Origin of the sequence: Nocardioides zeicaulis (assembly GCF_042432345.1) — a bacterium.
Taxonomy (GTDB): domain Bacteria; phylum Actinomycetota; class Actinomycetes; order Propionibacteriales; family Nocardioidaceae; genus Nocardioides; species Nocardioides zeicaulis.
The window spans coordinates 812,919-828,294 of sequence record NZ_JBHLXH010000002.1 but is presented as its reverse complement, the minus strand read 5'-3'; the positions used below and the strand labels follow the sequence as shown (position 1 = coordinate 828,294).

Sequence of the window (15,376 nt, the reverse complement as noted above, 5' to 3'; positions counted from 1 at the left end):
CGCGTGCGACCCGCCACGCGACCGATGGCGTCGAGTCGGTGCGTGCCTTGTCAGGTGCTCCGACAGCCAGTTCCGCCGGCCGTGGTCGGGGCCTGGACCACGGCGTAGTCGGCGTCGATCCCGGCGACGCACCATCCCATCGTCTGCTCGAGCGCGACGGCCAGAGGTGAGTCCTTCGGCAGGAGTGCCACCTCTGCACCGGTCTCGTCGACGAGGTCCTCCCAGCCACGCGAGGCGGTGGTCATCTTCCCGTAGTCCTCGAGCTCGTCGATCGAGTAGGCCTCGGTGAGGCCGTCGACCAGTGGATCGAGATCAGGGTGCGACCACCGCAGCCAGCCGCCGACCGCGTAGTCGTTGAGCACAGCTGTCCCAGGAGGTAGGGCCGCGAGCTGCGGGCTCAACCCGTCCGGGACGCCCCCGGGCTCGGACGAGGTGTGGGGGACGACCAGGGCAAGGACGCTGAGTGTCGCCAGTGTCGTACCAGCGATGACGGTCCACTCAGCTCGCGTCCTGGCGTCGGCAGGGCGGTCGAGCCATCGCTGGATGACGGCCGCTGCCAGTGGAACCGCGATGATCGCGCCGAGTGTCACTGTCCTGGCGGCGAGCACGGTCCAACCCGCAGCGAGGGCGAGCAGGAGGATCTGGGTCCACGGTGTCCGCTCCCGGGCTCTCGACCACGTGCCTGCGACGAGCACGATCAGGAGGGCACCTGCAGCCGGGCCCACGGTCCGGAACGACGGTGCCTGCCACTCGGTGATGTAGCGCCCGATGCCGCCCACCTCGACCGGTGCGAGCAGCAGCGAGGGTCCCACCGGGGTCAACGCGGCCACGACGACGGACAGCAGCGGGACCGCGAGCATCCGGCCGAGGACGCGGCGCTCGGCTCGACGGTCGAGGGCCAACCCGATGCAGACGGCCACGCCGACCAGCGGTCCTGTGAACCACATCCCGTGGCACATCGCCCAGACCCAGGTGAGCGGAACCAGGAGCCAGGGAGGTCGGGGGAGCTGGTCCGCCCGCTCCACGGCCAGCCAGACGCCCACCGTGATCGCCAGGAAGACGTAGGTCAGCATGTGAGGTCGCGGAGACAGGCTTCCGCTCATGGCGACCAGGCCGAGCGCGGTCGCGAACCCGCTGGCGAGCGTGCCGGCGTGCGCTCGAGCGGTGCCGTGCACCACCAGCGTGAGGGCCACGAGCGACGCGCCGAACAGCCACATGACGCCGGGCAGCCCGAACCACGCCTCGACCTTGGCCGAAGCCAGCTCGGGCAGCCACTGCGTCAGCACCCAGTGCCTGTGGTCCTGTGTGTCCCAGTCGGGCGTGCTGAGCGATCCTTGCTGCAGCAACAGGTCTCCCAGCCGGAGGTGCCAGAACGAGTCGGGATCACTCATGGCAACAGCGGCCTGGCGAGCAACGACGACGAGCAGGGCCGGGACCAGTACCCAGGTCGTCACCCTGTCGACGCTGAGACGCGTCTGCGGCGTTCCTCGCAGCATTCCCCGAGATCTCCTTCTCCGTTTGCCCGGGGATCCTTCCAGAGGCACGGAGGCTGACGCAGTCGCCGCCTGCAGCGTCAGCGCACCGACGCGTCGAGCAACCCGTCACCGAGCTGACGAGGGGCGGCTGGGCGTGCCCGGCCGCGACGGGACTGCACGCCTGGGTCAGGCCTGCACCCAGCGCTCGCCGGCGAGCACGGCTGCCACGGCGGAGGTGCGGGGAGGCGAGCCGAGCAGCACCGCGGTGACGAAGTCGGCCGCGAGCGACTCGTAGGTGCGCGCGTGCCGCAGCATCGCGTGGCGCCCGCCGACCACCTCGATCCGGCCCACCTCGCGCGACGGGCGCCCGCGGGCGACCAGCGCGGCCGACGCCTCCGGCCGCGCGACCCGGTCGTCGGTGCCGTGCACGACGAGCACCTGCGCGTCGCCGGCTGCTACCCGGTCGTCGGGACGCAGCCAGGGGTTGAGCGCCACGACGGCACGTACGGCCGGGTCGCCGGCGGAGAGCAGGGCGGCCCGGCCGCCGAGGGAGTGCCCGACCAGCGCCACCGGGAGGTCGCCGTGCTGCTCGCGGACGCGCTCCAGCGCCCAGGCGACGTCCATCACCGGGGTGGTCCGGGCGTCCCAGCCGCGGTGGGAGTTGAGCAGCCGGTGCACCGCGAGACGGCGCCGCCCGGCCCGGGCGACCCGGCGTGCCACCGGGACCATGCGCAGCACGGACAGCTGGGTGGGGCTCACCGCGGTCGCGTCGCGCCCGGCCCCACCGTGGAGCACCAGGACGACGCCCTCGGGGCGTCGCGGCGTGCGGACGGGGAGCAGGCGCGCGGTCACGGTCGCTCCCGTACCCGGCGCACCGCGGCCCATCCCCGGGCGAGCCCGCTCACCGGCCGAGGCCCTCGACCACCTCGGCACCCGGCAGGTCGGCGAGCAGGCGCCCCGTGACGAGCAGCTTGGAGCGACGCACGCCGCTGCCGATGACGACGAGCGGCTCGTCGAGCAGGGCGTCGTGCACCAGCACGCGCCACCCGTCCGGGAGGCCGAGCGGGGTGATCCCGCCGTGCTCCATGCCGGACTCCGCGACCGCGCGGTCCATCGGCAGGAACGACGCCTTGCGCACGTCGAGGAGCTTGCGCACGAGGGTGTTGACGTCGGCGCGGGTGTCGGCGCGCACGACGCACGCGGCGACCCGCTCGTCGCCGCCGCGCGACCCGGCCACCACCACGCAGTTGCCGCCCGCCGTCATCGGGACGTCGTAGGCCTCGCTCATCGCGGCGGTGTCGGCGAGGTCGGGGTCGATCTCCACCACGGCGACCTCCGCCGCACCCGGCCACGACGCGAGCGCCCGCGCCACCGGCGGCGCGACCAGCTCGGGGTGCTCGGCGGCGGGCAGGGAGTCCAGGCGGGGGAGGCTCGGGAGCGTCACGCGGTCATCATGCGTCATTCACCCTGACGTCACCGCTCGGTCCTGTCGGCCGGTCAGGCTGCTGCCATGACGGTGACCCGCGAGCGGCTCGAGATGGCCCCGTCGTTGGTCCTCACCCCGGCCGTGGTCGCGCACCGCGGCGCCAGCGGGCACCGTCCCGAGCACACCCTCGACGCCTACCGGACCGCGATCCGGATGGGCGTCGACGACATCGAGCTCGACCTCGTCTCGACCCGGGACGGGGTGCTCGTCGCCCGGCACGACCTCGAGCTCAGCACGACGACCGACGTGGCGTCGCGTGCCGACCTCGCCCACCTGCGGTGCACCCGCACCGTCGACGGGGTCGCCCAGCGCGGCTGGTTCGCGCAGGACCTCACCCTCGCCGAGCTCCAGACCCTCACCGCCCGCGAGCGGATGCCGCGGACCCGTCCGCGCAACACGGCGTACGACGGGGCCGAGGGGGTGCCCACCCTCACCGAGGTGCTCGCGATGGCCGCGGCCGAGGGCGTCCGGCGCGGGCGCCCGGTCGGCCTGCTCCTCGAGCTCAAGCACGCGGCGCACCACGACCGCGCCGGGCTGCCGCTCGACGAGCCGCTGCTGCGCGAGCTCGCCCGCCACGGCCTCGACCACCCGTGGGCACGGGTCACGCCGATGGCCTTCGAGGCGCCGGTCCTGCGCCGCCTGGCCGGGCGCACGCGGTTGCCGCTCGTGCGGCTGCTGGAGCCGGGGGACCCCGTCGGCCCCGACGACCTCGACGACATCGACGAGTACGCCGACGGCATCGGCCCGCACACCTCGATGGTGCTGCCTCGCGGCGGCCCGGGCGGCGCCGGGGCCGCGTCCCCGCTGGTGCAGGAGGCCCACCGCCGCGGGCTGACCGTGCACGTGTGGACGCTGCGCGCGGAGAACCGCTTCCTGCCGGTGCGCCACCGCCGCGGCACCGCACCCGATGCGCTCGGTGACATGGCCGCGCACGTGCGCGCGCTGCTCGACGCAGGCGTCGACGGGATCATCACCGACCACCCCGAGCAGGCGCTCGCGGCCCGCCGCGAGGTCGGCCCCGAGGTCCGGCAGGTCGCGGCGCTCGGGTGAGAGGCAGGCCCTCGCACCGGCGTACGCTCACCCCGTGACGCACGAGTGCACCGACGCCTCCAAGGCCCTGCTGGAGCGCATCCGCGCCTCGGTCATCGGCGACGACCAGGTGATGGAGGGCCCCTACGGCCCCCGGCGGGTGACCTACGCCGACTACACCGCGTCCGGGCGCAGCCTCACCTTCATCGAGGACTTCATCCGCCACCAGGTGCTCCCGGCCTACGCCAACACCCACACCGAGGCCAGCGGCACCGGGCTGCAGACCACGCGCCTGCGCGAGGACGCGCGCCGGATCATCCGCGACGCGGTCGGCGGCGACGACGAGACCGTGGTCGTGTTCTGCGGCTCGGGCAGCACCGCGGCCATCGACAAGCTCATCGGCATCCTCGGCCTGCGCGTGCCGGCCGGGCTCGACGACGCCTACGACCTCACGGCCGCCATCCCCGCCGACCAGCGCCCCGTCGTGTTCATCGGTCCCTTCGAGCACCACTCCAACGAGGTCAGCTGGCGCGAGACGATCGCCGACGTCGTCACCATCCACGAGGACGCCGACGGCCGGGTCTCCCTCGACCACCTGCGCGAGGAGCTCGAGCGCCACGCCGACCGGCCGCTGCTGATCGGGTCGTTCTCCGCCGCCTCCAACGTCACGGGCATCGTCACCGACACGGCCGGCGTCGCCGACCTCCTCCACGAGCACGGCGCGCTCAGCTTCTGGGACTTCGCGGCGTGCGCGCCCTACGTCGACATCGAGATGCACGGCCCCGGCACCTCCTACAAGGACGCCATCTTCATCTCGCCCCACAAGTTCATCGGCGGCCCCGGGACGCCCGGCGTCCTCGTCGTGCGCCGTGAGCTGATGACCAACCGGGTGCCGGTCGTGCCCGGCGGCGGGACCGTCATGTACGTCAACCCCACCGAGCACCGCTACCTCGACGACCCGGCCCACCGCGAGGAGGGCGGCACCCCGGCCATCGTGGAGTCGATCCGCGCCGGCCTGGTCTTCCAGCTGAAGCAGGCCGTCGGCGTCGAGACGATCCAGGCCCACGAGGAGCAGCTGCTCCGCCGCGCCGTCGAGACGTGGAGGGCCGAGCCCACCCTGCAGATCCTCGGCAACCTCGACTCCCAGCGCCTCTCGATCGTCTCCTTCGTCGTCAAGGCGCCCGACGGCACCTACCTCCACCACAACTACGTCGTCGCGCTGCTCAACGACCTCTTCGGCATCCAGACCCGGGGCGGCTGCTCGTGCGCCGGCCCCTACGGCCACCGGCTGCTCGACATCGACCTCGATCGCAGCCACCAGTTCGAGCAGCAGATCGCGACCGGCTGCGAGGGCATCAAGCCCGGCTGGGTGCGGGTCAACTTCAACTACTTCGTCGACGAGGAGGTCTTCTCCTACGTCGTGGAGGCGGTGCGCCTGGTCGCCCGCGAGGGCTGGCGGCTGCTCGGCGACTACCGCTTCGACCCGCTGACCGGGCTGTGGCACCACCGCACCGGTGCGGTCGAGCCGCCGCTGCGCCTGGCCGACGTCTCCTACGCCGCCGACGGGACGATGACGTACCCGTCGCACGTGACGACGGCCCCCGTCGAGGTGCTCCGGGAGCACCTCGAGGAGGGCCGCGCCATCATGGCCGCCGCGTCGCCGCCCGACTGGGCCGACTCCGCGCACCTCGGCGCGGACTTCGACGACCTGCGCTGGTTCGCGCTGCCAGCGGTCTCACTCGCCTGAGCCGGCCCGCCGCCACGTCGTGGCGACGAGGCCGGCCGCGCCGGCGGCGATCCACGGGATCGGCATCATCCAGCGCAGCTCGCCGGCGTCGACCACGTCGGCCTGGAGCAGCGCCCACACCGTGACCAGGCCGGCGAAGGCGATGCCCATCACGAGCTGCCCGACGTTGACGGGGTGGAAGCCCGAGCGCCGCGCCGGGGCGTCGAGGGGGCCGACCATGGGCTCGTCGTAGGTGTCGTGCGGGGCGTAGGTGTCGTCGTTCATCTCGCGCTCCTCAGGCTGCGTCGCGGACGAGGATCTCGCCGCCGACCAGGTCGATGTTGATGGACAGGTCGGGAGCGCCCGCGCCCCCGTCGAGCGACCCGTCCCGGGTGACGTCGAAGCCGTCGCTGCTGCGGCCGAAGACCTCGCTGTGGCCGCCGACGATGCTGCTGGTGACGTCGACGTCCATGCCGTCGGGCACCACGACCACGATCCGGCCGCCCACCCCGCTGATGTCGATGTCGTGGCCGTCGAGAGCCTCCACGTCCGCCACCCCCGACAGGTCGAGGGTGAAGGTGCCACCGCCGAAGTCGTAGCTGTCGCGCACCGCCGACGCGGTCGTCGGCGCGTGCTCGACCCGGGTGTCGCGCACGTCCTCGCCGACCGAGGTCGCCCCGGTCGCCACCGCGGCCACCAGGCCGAGCAGCACCAGGCCGCCGGCGCGGCCCCAGAAGGCGCCGACGAGCAGCATCACCGCGACGGTGCCCAGCGCGAGGGCCGGGTAGGCGCTGTCCACGACGTGCGCGCCGGCCAGGTCGACGACACCGAGCACGCCCTCGGCGAGCGCGATCAGCGCCAGGGTGAAGAAGAAGAGGATCGGTCCGCGCTTGCGCGGGTGACGCGGCCGCGGGGGACGGGCGTACGTCGCCCACTGGCCCGGGCCGCCGGGCACGCCCCCTGCAGGGTCGGCGTACGTCGGGTCGGCGTAGGTCGGGTCGGCGTAGGTCGACGCTGCGGACGCCGGGTCGGCGTACGTCGGGTCGGCCGGGCCGGCCTCGGGGTGGGTCGGTGCGGCCGCGGCGGGTGGGCCGAAGGCCGGTGCCGCCCAGGGGTCGGCGGTCGCGGACCTGCCCTTGCGGTGCAGGAACCACGCCACGACCACGGCGAGGACGGCCAGCGGCCAGGAGAACCAGGACGCCCCGGCCCAGTCGCCGACCGCGCTGAGCACGGCCAGCACGCCGACGCCGGCGAGCGCGATCGAGCGGTTGCGCTGGTCGAGGCCGAGCGGCTGGTCGTCGGTGCCCTCCTCCGGCACCAGCACCCACGCGCCGATGTAGGCCAGCAGCCCGGCGCCGCCGAAGAAGATCGCGACCACCAGCACGACGCGCACGATGATCGGGTCGACGTCGAGGTGGCGGGCCAGCCCGCCCGCGACGCCCGCGACGTGGCGGTCGGTCACGCTGCGGCGCAGCCGGGAGAGGTCCTTCACCTCGTCGCGGGTCACGCGCGGTCCGGCGGCCGGGGGCGCCTGCTCCCCGGTGGGGCTGCCGGCGGCACTGCTGGCAGGGCTGCCGGTCGTGGTGGTGGTCTCGTCCATGGCATCCACTCTGGTCGCTCGCCGGGCCGGCCACCATCGGGGAGAGCCCTGACGCGCCCCGGTCGTCGCCGGGGTGGAGTCAGGGGTCGCTCGGGGTCGCTCCTCATGGTCGCGCCCCCGCGCGCCTGCGACGATGGAGCCACGATGACCCAGACCTCCTCCAGCGCCGCCGGACCCCGTCCGGCCTGGCCACGCCGAGCCCGGCGCGACACCACGGCCCCGATCGCGGGCGGGGTCGCGGCGGGCCTCGCCGAGCACCTGGCCGTCCCGGTGCTGTGGGTGCGGGTGTTCTTCGTGGCGACCGCGTTCCTCGGCGGGTTCGGGCTGCTGCTCTACGCCGGGCTGTGGGTGTTCCTGCCCGGTGGCCAGGTCTTCGAGGTCGGCGCCCCCGGCCTGGAGAGCGCGACGCGCACCGGCAAGCGCCCCGGACGCCGGGGCCGGCTGCGCGACGCCGGCCCCGCGGTCGCGCTGGGCGCGCTGTTCTTCGGCGTCGTCCTCGGGTTCGAGGGCATCTTCGGCCAGGGCGTGCTGTTCTGGCCGGTCGTGCTCGGCGTCGCCGGCATCGGGCTGCTGTGGCGCCAGGCCGACGAGGCGCAGCGCGAGCGCTGGGTCGACTCCTCGGGGCGCATCGACCCGTTCCGCGCGGTCTTCGGCAACGGTGGCTGGGCGGCCTACACCCGCATCGCGGCCGGGCTCGGGCTCGTCCTGACGGCGCTGATCGTCTTCGCCGTCGTGGCCGGCCAGGCCCGGCTCGCGGTGCCGGTGCTGGTGGCCGGGCTGCTCGGGCTGCTCGGCCTCGCGCTGGTCGTGGGCCCCTGGGTGGTGCGGCTGGTCGACGACCTCGGCGCCGAGCGCGCCGAGCGCGTGCGCACCCAGGAGCGCGCCGACATGGCAGCCCACCTGCACGACTCCGTGCTCCAGACGCTGGCGCTGATCCAGAAGAACTCCCACGACGCCACGACGGTGGCCCGCCTCGCCCGCTCCCAGGAGCGCGACCTGCGCCAGTGGCTCTTCGAGGCCGACACCGCCGACGCCACCACCCTCGCCGGCGCGCTCAAGGAGATGGCCGCAGACGTGGAGTCCCAGCACCCCGTGGTCGTCGACGTGGTGACGGTCGGCGACTGCGACCTCGACGAGGCGCTGCGCCCGATCGTCCTGGCCACCCGCGAGGCGGTCGTCAACGTCGCCAAGCACGCCGGCACCCAGCGCGCCGACGTGTTCGCCGAGACCACCGACGGCGCCGTCGACGTGTTCGTCCGCGACCGCGGCGCGGGCTTCGACCTCGAGGCCGTCGCCACCGACCGCCGGGGGGTGCGCAGCAGCATCGTGGACCGGATGGTGCGCCACGGCGGGCGGGCCGACGTACGCTCCGCTCCCGGCGAGGGCACCGAGGTCCGGCTGCACATGCCCCGCACGTCCTCCCCCCACCCCACCGAGCAGGAGCACCGATGACCGAGACCGCCACCCCGACCGGCGCCGCAGGACCCGTGCGGGTCGTCCTGGTCGACGACCACGCGATGTTCCGGGCCGGGGTGCGCGCCGAGCTCGCGGCCAGCGGCGCAGGCGTCGTGGAGGTCGTGGGCGAGGCCGCCGACGCCGACGCCGCGATCGAGGTGGTGCACCGCGAGCGCCCCCATGTGGTGCTGCTCGACGTGCACCTGCCGGGCGGGGGAGGGGTGGAGGTGATGCGGCGCCAGCCGTCGCCGGAGACGCTCTACCTCGCGCTGTCGGTCTCCGACGCGGCCGAGGACGTCATCGGCACCATCCGCGGCGGCGCCCGCGGCTACGTCACCAAGACCATCACGGGGCCCGAGCTGGTCGACGCGATCACCCGCGTGGCGGGGGGCGACGCGGTGTTCTCGCCCCGGCTGGCCGGCTTCGTGCTCGACGCCTTCGCCGGGTCCATCGACGTGGCCGCGGTCGACGAGGACCTCGACCGGCTCACCGAGCGCGAGCGCGAGGTGATGCGGCTGATCGCGCGTGGCTACGCCTACAAGGAGGTCGCCAAGGAGCTCTTCATCTCGGTGAAGACGGTGGAGACCCACATGTCGTCGGTGCTCCGCAAGCTCCAGCTCTCCAGCCGCCACGAGCTGACCAAGTGGGCCTCGGACCGCCGCCTGCTCTGACGCGGGAGTCCCCCGGGCGGGTGGGAGAGGTTTGACAAGCCCTGCCTGACGCGGTGTGGTCGGAGGATGGCAGACACGGCGACCAGTCCCGACCGGGAGGACGAGGGCGGCCTGAAGCGGTCGATCACCGGTCGTCTCCTCTACTTCTACGTGCTGGGTGACGTCCTCGGCTCCGGCATCTACGTCCTCATCGGCTCCGTCGCCGGCGAGGTGGGCGGCGCCTTCTGGGCGGCCTTCGCCGTCGGCGTCACGGTGGCCGGGTTCACCGGCCTGGCCTACGCCGAGCTCGCGACCAAGTACCCGCAGGCGGCGGGTGCCTCGCTCTACGTCAACAAGGCGTTCGGCAAGAAGCCGCTGACCTTCCTCACCACCGTGACCTACCTCTCGGCCACCTTCGCAGCGGCGGGGTCGCTGGCTGCCGGCTTCTCGCAGTACGTCGCGGAGGTCTGGGAGTGGCCGCCCGCGCTGCTGGTGATGATCGCGTTCATCCTGCTGCTCGCCGTGCTCAACTTCATCGGCATCACCGAGTCGGTGGTGGCCAACATGGTGATGACGTTCGTGGAGATCACCGGCCTGGTGATCGTCATGGTGATCGCCGTCATCTACATCGGCCAGGGCAACGCGGACTTCTCGGCGCTCGGCGACTTCACGACCGACGACAACGTCATCTTCGCGATCGTGGCGGGCGTGGCGCTGTCGTTCTTCGCGATGACCGGCTTCGAGAACGTCGCCAACGTCGCGGAGGAGACCGTCGACCCCAGCAAGAACTTCCCGATCGCCCTGATCGGCGGCATGGCCACGGCCGGCGTCATCTACGTGCTGGTGTCCATGTCGGCGGCGCTCACGGTTCCGGTCGACACCCTCGCCAGCTCGGACGCCGCGCTGCTCGAGGTCGTCAAGGCGGGCATCCTGCCGCTCTCGGTCACGGTGATGACCGTGGTCTTCGCGATCATCGCGATGGTCGCGATCACGAACACCACGCTGGTGCAGGTCGTCACCCAGTCGCGGATCCTCTACGGCATGGCCCGCGAGGACGTCGTGCCCGGCGCCTTCGCCAAGATCCACCCCTCGCGCCGCAGCCCCTACGTCGCACTCGTCTTCAGCGCCGCGGTGGTCATCGGCCTGGTGGTCGTCGGTGACCTGCTCGGCCGCATCGGGCTCGACATCGACATCGTCAGCCGGCTCGCGTCGGTGACCGTGGCCCTCCTCCTGGCCGTCTACGCAGGCGTGATCATCTCCTGCCTCAAGCTGCGCGGCAGCGACGAGACCGACGACACGTTCCGTGCGCCCACCGTGCTGCTCGGCCTGGGCCTGGTGGGCAACGTGGTGCTGCTCGGCTACGTCGTCGCCACCGACCCCAGCTCGCTCATCTGGTGTGCCGCGCTCGTCGGGCTCGGTGGGTTGCTCTACGTCGCCGAGATCGTCTTCGGCACCAAGAACCCGGACTCGTCCGGGACCGGCGCGGTCAAGGGAGCCTGACGTGCACGTCATCGTCGCCACCGACGGCTCGAAGCAGTCCCTGGCCGCCGCCAAGCACCTGAAGTCGTTCGCCGACCCGACCAAGGTCACCGACGTCTCGGTCGTCGCGGTCATCCGGCCGCTGGCCTCGGTGGCGTTCGCCGACGACCTCTCCGAGGGCCGGCTCGACGGCTCCTTCCGGGAGGCGGCCCAGGGCGCGGTCGACGCCGTCGCGGCCGTCTTCGACGGGTGGGGACCGAAGGTCCACAAGCGGATCCGCAGCGGCTCGGCCGCCAACGAGATCATCAAGGCCGCCAAGCAGTACGACGCCGGCCTGGTCGTGGTGGCGGCGGGCGGTCGGGGCCTGAGCGACAGCGTCCTGGTGGGCAGCACCGCGCAGCGCGTCCAGCACTACGCGCCGTGCCCCGTGCTCGTGGTGCGACCGGCGCCCCGGAGGAAGAAGTAGCACCTCGCCCGCCCTAGGGTGGGCGTATGGAGACCCTGCGGCTGGTGCTGCTCTTCGTCCACATCCTCGGCTTCGCGGCGCTGCTCGGCGGCCTGCTGGTGCAGCTGCGCACCGAGCCCAAGGTGGTCAACTCCCTCATGCGCGACGGAGCCGGCACGGCGTTCCTCGCCGGCCTCCTGCTGGTCGGGGTGCTCGAGGGCCTCGACGGCGACGGGCCGGACCACGCCAAGATCGCCGTGAAGTTCGCGATCGGCCTGGTCATCCTCGTGCTGGTGATGGCCAACATGCGCAAGCCGAGCATCCCGCAGGGGCTCTACTACGGGATCCTCGCGCTGACCGTCGCCAACATCGCCGTCGCGGTGTTCTGGTCGCCGGCGCACGCCTGACCGACCCGTCCACAGGGCCCCGGCGCCGAGGCGGCGGGTGTCGTCCCCGGCGCATAGGCTGGACCCGACATGAGCCCCACTGACGCACCGGCCGACCAGGCCCTCTTCGAGCACGGCGACCACCCGCTCCTCGCCGGCCTCAACGACCCCCAGCGTGCGGCCGTCACCCACGCCGGGGCCCCGCTGCTCGTCGTCGCCGGCGCCGGGTCGGGCAAGACGCGCGTGCTGACGCGCCGCATCGCCTGGCTGATCCAGGAGCGCAAGGCCCACCCGGGCTCGATCCTGGCGATCACCTTCACCAACAAGGCCGCGGCCGAGATGAAGGAGCGCGTCGAGGAGCTCGTCGGCAAGCGCGCCCGGATCATGTGGGTCTCGACCTTCCACTCCGCCTGCGTGCGGATCCTGCGCAAGGAGATCGACCGGGTCGGCTTCAAGTCCAACTTCTCGATCTACGACGCCGCCGACTCCAAGCGGCTGATGACGATCGTGCTGCGCGACCTCGAGCTCGACCCCAAGCGCTACCAGCCCAACGCGGTGCTCAACTGGGTCTCCGACCAGAAGAACGAGCTGCGCGACGCCGAGGACGCCACCAAGGAGGCGCGCAACTCCTTCGAGGAGGCCTACGCCAAGGCGTTCTCGGCCTACCAGCGCCGCCTGCGCGAGGCCAACGCGCTCGACTTCGACGACCTCATCATGACCACGGTGCACCTGCTCCAGGCGTTCCCCGACGTCCGCGAGAACTACCGCCGGCGCTTCCGCCACGTCCTCGTCGACGAGTACCAGGACACCAACCACGCCCAGTACAGCCTCATCCAGCAGCTGTGCGGCGTCTCGATGGAGGAGCCCGAGACCGAGGTCGCGGGGGAGCAGGTCGCGCCGAGCGAGCTGATGGTGGTGGGCGACGCCGACCAGTCGATCTACGCCTTCCGCGGCGCCGACATCCGCAACATCCTCGACTTCGAGCAGGACTTCCCCGACGCCACCACGATCCTGCTGGAGCAGAACTACCGCTCGACGCAGACGATCCTCACCGCGGCCAACTCCGTCATCGGCAACAACCGCTCCCGCAAGCCCAAGCGGCTGTGGAGCGAGGCGGGGGAGGGCGAGCGGATCGTCGGCTACGTCTCCGACGACGAGCACGACGAGGCCCGTTTCGTCAGCGAGGAGATCGACACGCTGGTGGACGCCCACGGCGTGCGCCCCGCCGACGTCGCGGTCTTCTACCGCACCAACGCCCAGTCGCGCGTCTTCGAGGAGGTGTTCATCCGCACCGGCCAGCCCTACAAGGTCGTCGGCGGCGTGCGCTTCTACGAGCGCCGCGAGGTGCGCGACGCGCTGGCGTACCTCCGGATGCTGGTCAACACCGCCGACGAGATCTCGCTGCGCCGCGTGCTCAACACCCCCAAGCGCGGCATCGGCGAGCGCGCCGAGGCGTGCGTCGCGGCGCTCGCCGACCGCGACCGGATCACCTTCTGGGACGCCCTGACGCGCGCCGCCGAGGCCCCGGGCCTGGCGACCCGCTCGCTGAAGAACATCGAGGCGTTCGTGGCGATGGTCCAGGAGCTCCAGTCGATGGTCGCCGCCGACGAGCGCCCCGACGTGATCCTGGAGTCGGTGCTCGAACGCTCCGGGCTGCTCGCCGAGCTCGAGGCCAGCGACGACCCGCAGGACGGCACCCGCGTGGAGAACCTCGCCGAGCTCGTCGCCGTGGCACGCGAGTTCGCCGAGGACCCCCAGCCCGGCCCGAGCGCCGACCCGGCGGAGGTCGAGGCCGGCACGGTCGCGGTCGGGCTCGGCGACTTCCTCGAGCGGGTCGCGCTCGTGGCCGACGCCGACCAGATCCCCGACACCCCTGACGGCGACGACTCGGGCGTGGTCACCCTGATGACCCTCCACACCGCCAAGGGCCTCGAGTTCCCGGTCGTGTTCCTGACCGGGCTCGAGGACGGCGTCTTCCCCCACCAGCGCTCGCTGGGCGACCAGCCCGAGCTCGAGGAGGAGCGGCGGCTGGCCTACGTCGGCCTGACCCGCGCCCAGCAGCGCCTCTACGTCTCCCGCGCGCTCGTCCGTTCGGCCTGGGGCGCCCCCTCCCACAACCCCGCCAGCCGCTTCCTCGACGAGCTCCCGGTCGACCTCGTCGACTGGCGCCGCACCGCGGCCGAGCAGACCCGCTGGACCCGCCCCGACGTCACCGGCGGCTACGGCTCGACGGGCCTCGGCTCACCCACGGCGGCCGGGCGCCGCAACTTCAGCTCCGCCGCGCTCCGCGCCGACGCGGCCAGCAAGGCCAAGCCGGCGCGCGAGATCCCGAGCCTCTCGCCCGGCGACCGGGTGGTCCACGACTCGTTCGGCATGGGCACCGTCGTGGCCGTCGACGGCGTCGCCGAGAAGTCCGTCGCCTCGATCGACTTCGGCTCCGACGGCGTCAAGCGCCTGCTGCTGCGCTACGCCCCGGTCGAGAAGCTCTGACCCCGCCGGCGTACGCCGCGGTGGGCGGTGGCTGAGCCACACTTCGAGCGCCGGAAACGTGGCTGTGCCACCGCCCGGGTCGCGTACGTCGCCGGAGCGGTGGCTGAGCCACACTTCGAGCGCCGGAAACGTGGCTGGGCCACCGCTCGGGTCGCGGTCGGCGCACGCCGCAGGGCCAGGACGCGGAAGATCCGCGTCACCAGGTGACGCGGATCTTCCGGCAGAGCGAGGGGGCGTCGATCAGGGAACGACGCCGTGCTCGACGAAGGCCTGGAACGGGTCGACCGGACCACCGCCGCCGGGGCGGACCTCGACGTGGAGGTGGGAGCCGGTGACGTGGCCGGTGGCGCCGACGGTGCCGATGACCTCACCGCCGTTGACGCGGTCGCCGACCGAGACGTAGATCGAGGTCTGGTGGCAGAACCAGATCTCGGTGCCGTCGTCGAGGGTGACGACGGTCTTGTTGCCGTAGGCGCCGTCGTAGCCGGCGGAGGTCACGGTGCCGTTGGCGATCGCCATGATCGGGTCACCGGTCTCGCCGTTGAAGTCCAGGCCGGTGTGGTAGCTGGCCCAGAGGCCGACCTGGCCGAAGGTCGCGGTGATCTGGTAGTGCGCGAGGGGGAGAACCCACTTGTTCTCCTTGATCTTCGCCGCCTGCTCCTCGGCGGCCTTGCGCATCTCGTCGAGCTTGGCCGCACGCTCGGCCATCTGCTTCTCGGCGAGGGCGACGAGCTCGGGGTCGCTCTCCTCGGCGGTGACGTCGGAGTCGCGCGTGTAGTCGCGGCTGACGACCTCGCCGCGACGGGCGAGTGCGGTGCCGGCCGAGCCGACCGCGCTCGCGGCGTCGATCGTGGAGCCCGAGGCGGCCAGGCGCGTGGCGCCCGCGCCCCCGGCAGCGACGGCGCCGCCGGCGGAGATCGCGAGGACCGCGACCCCGGCGACGAGCGGCAGGGACGGGAGGCTGGCCAGCGGCGACCGGCGCGGGGGCGTGGAGGCCCGTCGCCTTCCGGTCGCGGGCGCAGCCGTTGCCGAGGTGGTGCGGCGCTTGGGAGCGCGCTCCGCTCGGTGGTTGCCCATGGAGGAGTCACCAATCTGCCGGGTCAGGGGGGTCGGGTCGGCAAGACCGCGCACGACTGTAACGGAAGCATCACGGTA

The 15,376-nt window shown here is 72.9% G+C and carries 14 protein-coding genes; 8 read left to right on the top strand and 6 right to left on the bottom strand.

The genetic code is table 11. From position 1 onward, the window contains the following. Positions 1-50 precede the first annotated feature (50 nt). From ACFFJG_RS18540 to ACFFJG_RS18530, 3 genes are all read right to left on the bottom strand, one after another. The gene (locus ACFFJG_RS18540; protein WP_378520258.1) at positions 51-1,391 is read right to left on the bottom strand and encodes a hypothetical protein; all 1,341 of its coding nucleotides are present in this window, start codon (positions 1,389-1,391) and stop codon (positions 51-53) included. A gap of 270 nt (positions 1,392-1,661) precedes the next feature. Next, complete coding sequence (locus ACFFJG_RS18535) at positions 1,662-2,327, bottom strand: alpha/beta hydrolase (RefSeq protein WP_378520257.1); 666 nt, start codon at positions 2,325-2,327, stop codon at positions 1,662-1,664. Between the two features lie 49 nt (positions 2,328-2,376). Then, positions 2,377-2,919, bottom strand: a complete 543-nt coding sequence (locus tag ACFFJG_RS18530) for a YbaK/EbsC family protein (protein ID WP_446686240.1) — start codon at positions 2,917-2,919, stop codon at positions 2,377-2,379. Positions 2,920-2,985: 66 nt separating this feature from the next. Between ACFFJG_RS18530 and ACFFJG_RS18525 the strand changes: the two genes are divergently transcribed. Together ACFFJG_RS18525 and ACFFJG_RS18520 are read left to right on the top strand one after the other, a co-directional pair. Then, positions 2,986-4,011, top strand: a complete 1,026-nt coding sequence (locus tag ACFFJG_RS18525; protein ID WP_378520255.1) for a glycerophosphodiester phosphodiesterase family protein — start codon at positions 2,986-2,988, stop codon at positions 4,009-4,011. Positions 4,012-4,045: 34 nt separating this feature from the next. After that, positions 4,046-5,737 carry an aminotransferase class V-fold PLP-dependent enzyme gene (locus ACFFJG_RS18520; protein ID WP_378520254.1) on the top strand — a complete coding sequence of 564 codons (1,692 nt, stop codon included), beginning with the start codon at positions 4,046-4,048 and terminating at the stop codon, positions 5,735-5,737. Here ACFFJG_RS18520 and ACFFJG_RS18515 read toward each other — a convergent pair. Both ACFFJG_RS18515 and ACFFJG_RS18510 read right to left on the bottom strand, forming a co-directional pair. After that, complete coding sequence (locus tag ACFFJG_RS18515) at positions 5,726-6,001, bottom strand: hypothetical protein (RefSeq protein ID WP_378520253.1); 276 nt, start codon at positions 5,999-6,001, stop codon at positions 5,726-5,728. The genes ACFFJG_RS18520 and ACFFJG_RS18515 overlap by 12 nt on opposite strands. Before the next feature lie 10 nt (positions 6,002-6,011). Further along, positions 6,012-7,316: a PspC domain-containing protein gene (locus ACFFJG_RS18510; RefSeq protein WP_378520252.1), complete on the bottom strand. Its 1,305-nt coding sequence runs from the start codon at positions 7,314-7,316 to the stop codon at positions 6,012-6,014. A 144-nt stretch (positions 7,317-7,460) separates the two neighbouring features. Here ACFFJG_RS18510 and ACFFJG_RS18505 point away from each other — a divergent pair, with 144 nt between their 5' ends. The 6 genes from ACFFJG_RS18505 to pcrA all read left to right on the top strand — a co-directional run bounded on the left by ACFFJG_RS18505 (position 7,461) and on the right by pcrA (position 14,221). Continuing rightward, complete coding sequence (locus ACFFJG_RS18505; RefSeq protein WP_378520251.1) at positions 7,461-8,768, top strand: ATP-binding protein; 1,308 nt, start codon at positions 7,461-7,463, stop codon at positions 8,766-8,768. Beyond that, positions 8,765-9,442 carry a LuxR C-terminal-related transcriptional regulator gene (locus tag ACFFJG_RS18500; protein ID WP_378520250.1) on the top strand — a complete coding sequence of 226 codons (678 nt, stop codon included), beginning with the start codon at positions 8,765-8,767 and terminating at the stop codon, positions 9,440-9,442. Before ACFFJG_RS18505 ends, ACFFJG_RS18500 begins: the two co-directional genes overlap by 4 nt. A 66-nt stretch (positions 9,443-9,508) precedes the next feature. Continuing rightward, positions 9,509-10,921 carry an APC family permease gene (locus ACFFJG_RS18495; RefSeq protein ID WP_378520249.1) on the top strand — a complete coding sequence of 471 codons (1,413 nt, stop codon included), beginning with the start codon at positions 9,509-9,511 and terminating at the stop codon, positions 10,919-10,921. A 1-nt stretch (position 10,922) separates the two neighbouring features. Further along, a complete protein-coding gene (locus ACFFJG_RS18490) occupies positions 10,923-11,366 on the top strand; it encodes a universal stress protein (protein WP_378520248.1) in 444 nt (147 codons plus the stop codon). A gap of 26 nt (positions 11,367-11,392) precedes the next feature. After that, on the top strand, positions 11,393-11,752 hold the full coding sequence (locus ACFFJG_RS18485) for a hypothetical protein (protein WP_378520247.1): 360 nt from the start codon (positions 11,393-11,395) through the stop codon (positions 11,750-11,752). A gap of 69 nt (positions 11,753-11,821) precedes the next feature. Further along, entirely contained in the window at positions 11,822-14,221 is a 2,400-nt protein-coding gene (gene pcrA, locus ACFFJG_RS18480; RefSeq protein WP_378520246.1) for a DNA helicase PcrA, read from the top strand. Positions 14,222-14,461: 240 nt separating this feature from the next. Here pcrA and ACFFJG_RS18475 read toward each other — a convergent pair whose 3' ends face one another. Beyond that, positions 14,462-15,298 (bottom strand): M23 family metallopeptidase, encoded by an 837-nt coding sequence (locus ACFFJG_RS18475; protein ID WP_378520245.1) that lies wholly within the window; start codon positions 15,296-15,298, stop codon positions 14,462-14,464. Positions 15,299-15,376: the final 78 nt, after the last annotated feature.

Bases quoted from the DNA above. Each gene is read 5' to 3' on its own strand.
- ACFFJG_RS18540 (WP_378520258.1), bottom strand. From the start codon at position 1,391: ATGAGTGATCCCGACTCGTTCTGGCACCTCCGGCTGGGAGACCTGTTG.
- ACFFJG_RS18525 (WP_378520255.1), top strand. From the start codon at position 2,986: ATGACGGTGACCCGCGAGCGGCTCGAGATGGCCCCGTCGTTGGTCCTC.
- ACFFJG_RS18515 (WP_378520253.1), bottom strand. From the start codon at position 6,001: ATGAACGACGACACCTACGCCCCGCACGACACCTACGACGAGCCCATG.
- ACFFJG_RS18510 (WP_378520252.1), bottom strand. From the start codon at position 7,316: ATGGACGAGACCACCACCACGACCGGCAGCCCTGCCAGCAGTGCCGCC.
- ACFFJG_RS18505 (WP_378520251.1), top strand. From the start codon at position 7,461: ATGACCCAGACCTCCTCCAGCGCCGCCGGACCCCGTCCGGCCTGGCCA.
- ACFFJG_RS18500 (WP_378520250.1), top strand. From the start codon at position 8,765: ATGACCGAGACCGCCACCCCGACCGGCGCCGCAGGACCCGTGCGGGTC.
- ACFFJG_RS18495 (WP_378520249.1), top strand. From the start codon at position 9,509: ATGGCAGACACGGCGACCAGTCCCGACCGGGAGGACGAGGGCGGCCTG.
- ACFFJG_RS18485 (WP_378520247.1), top strand. From the start codon at position 11,393: ATGGAGACCCTGCGGCTGGTGCTGCTCTTCGTCCACATCCTCGGCTTC.
- pcrA (WP_378520246.1), top strand. From the start codon at position 11,822: ATGAGCCCCACTGACGCACCGGCCGACCAGGCCCTCTTCGAGCACGGC.
- ACFFJG_RS18475 (WP_378520245.1), bottom strand. From the start codon at position 15,298: ATGGGCAACCACCGAGCGGAGCGCGCTCCCAAGCGCCGCACCACCTCG.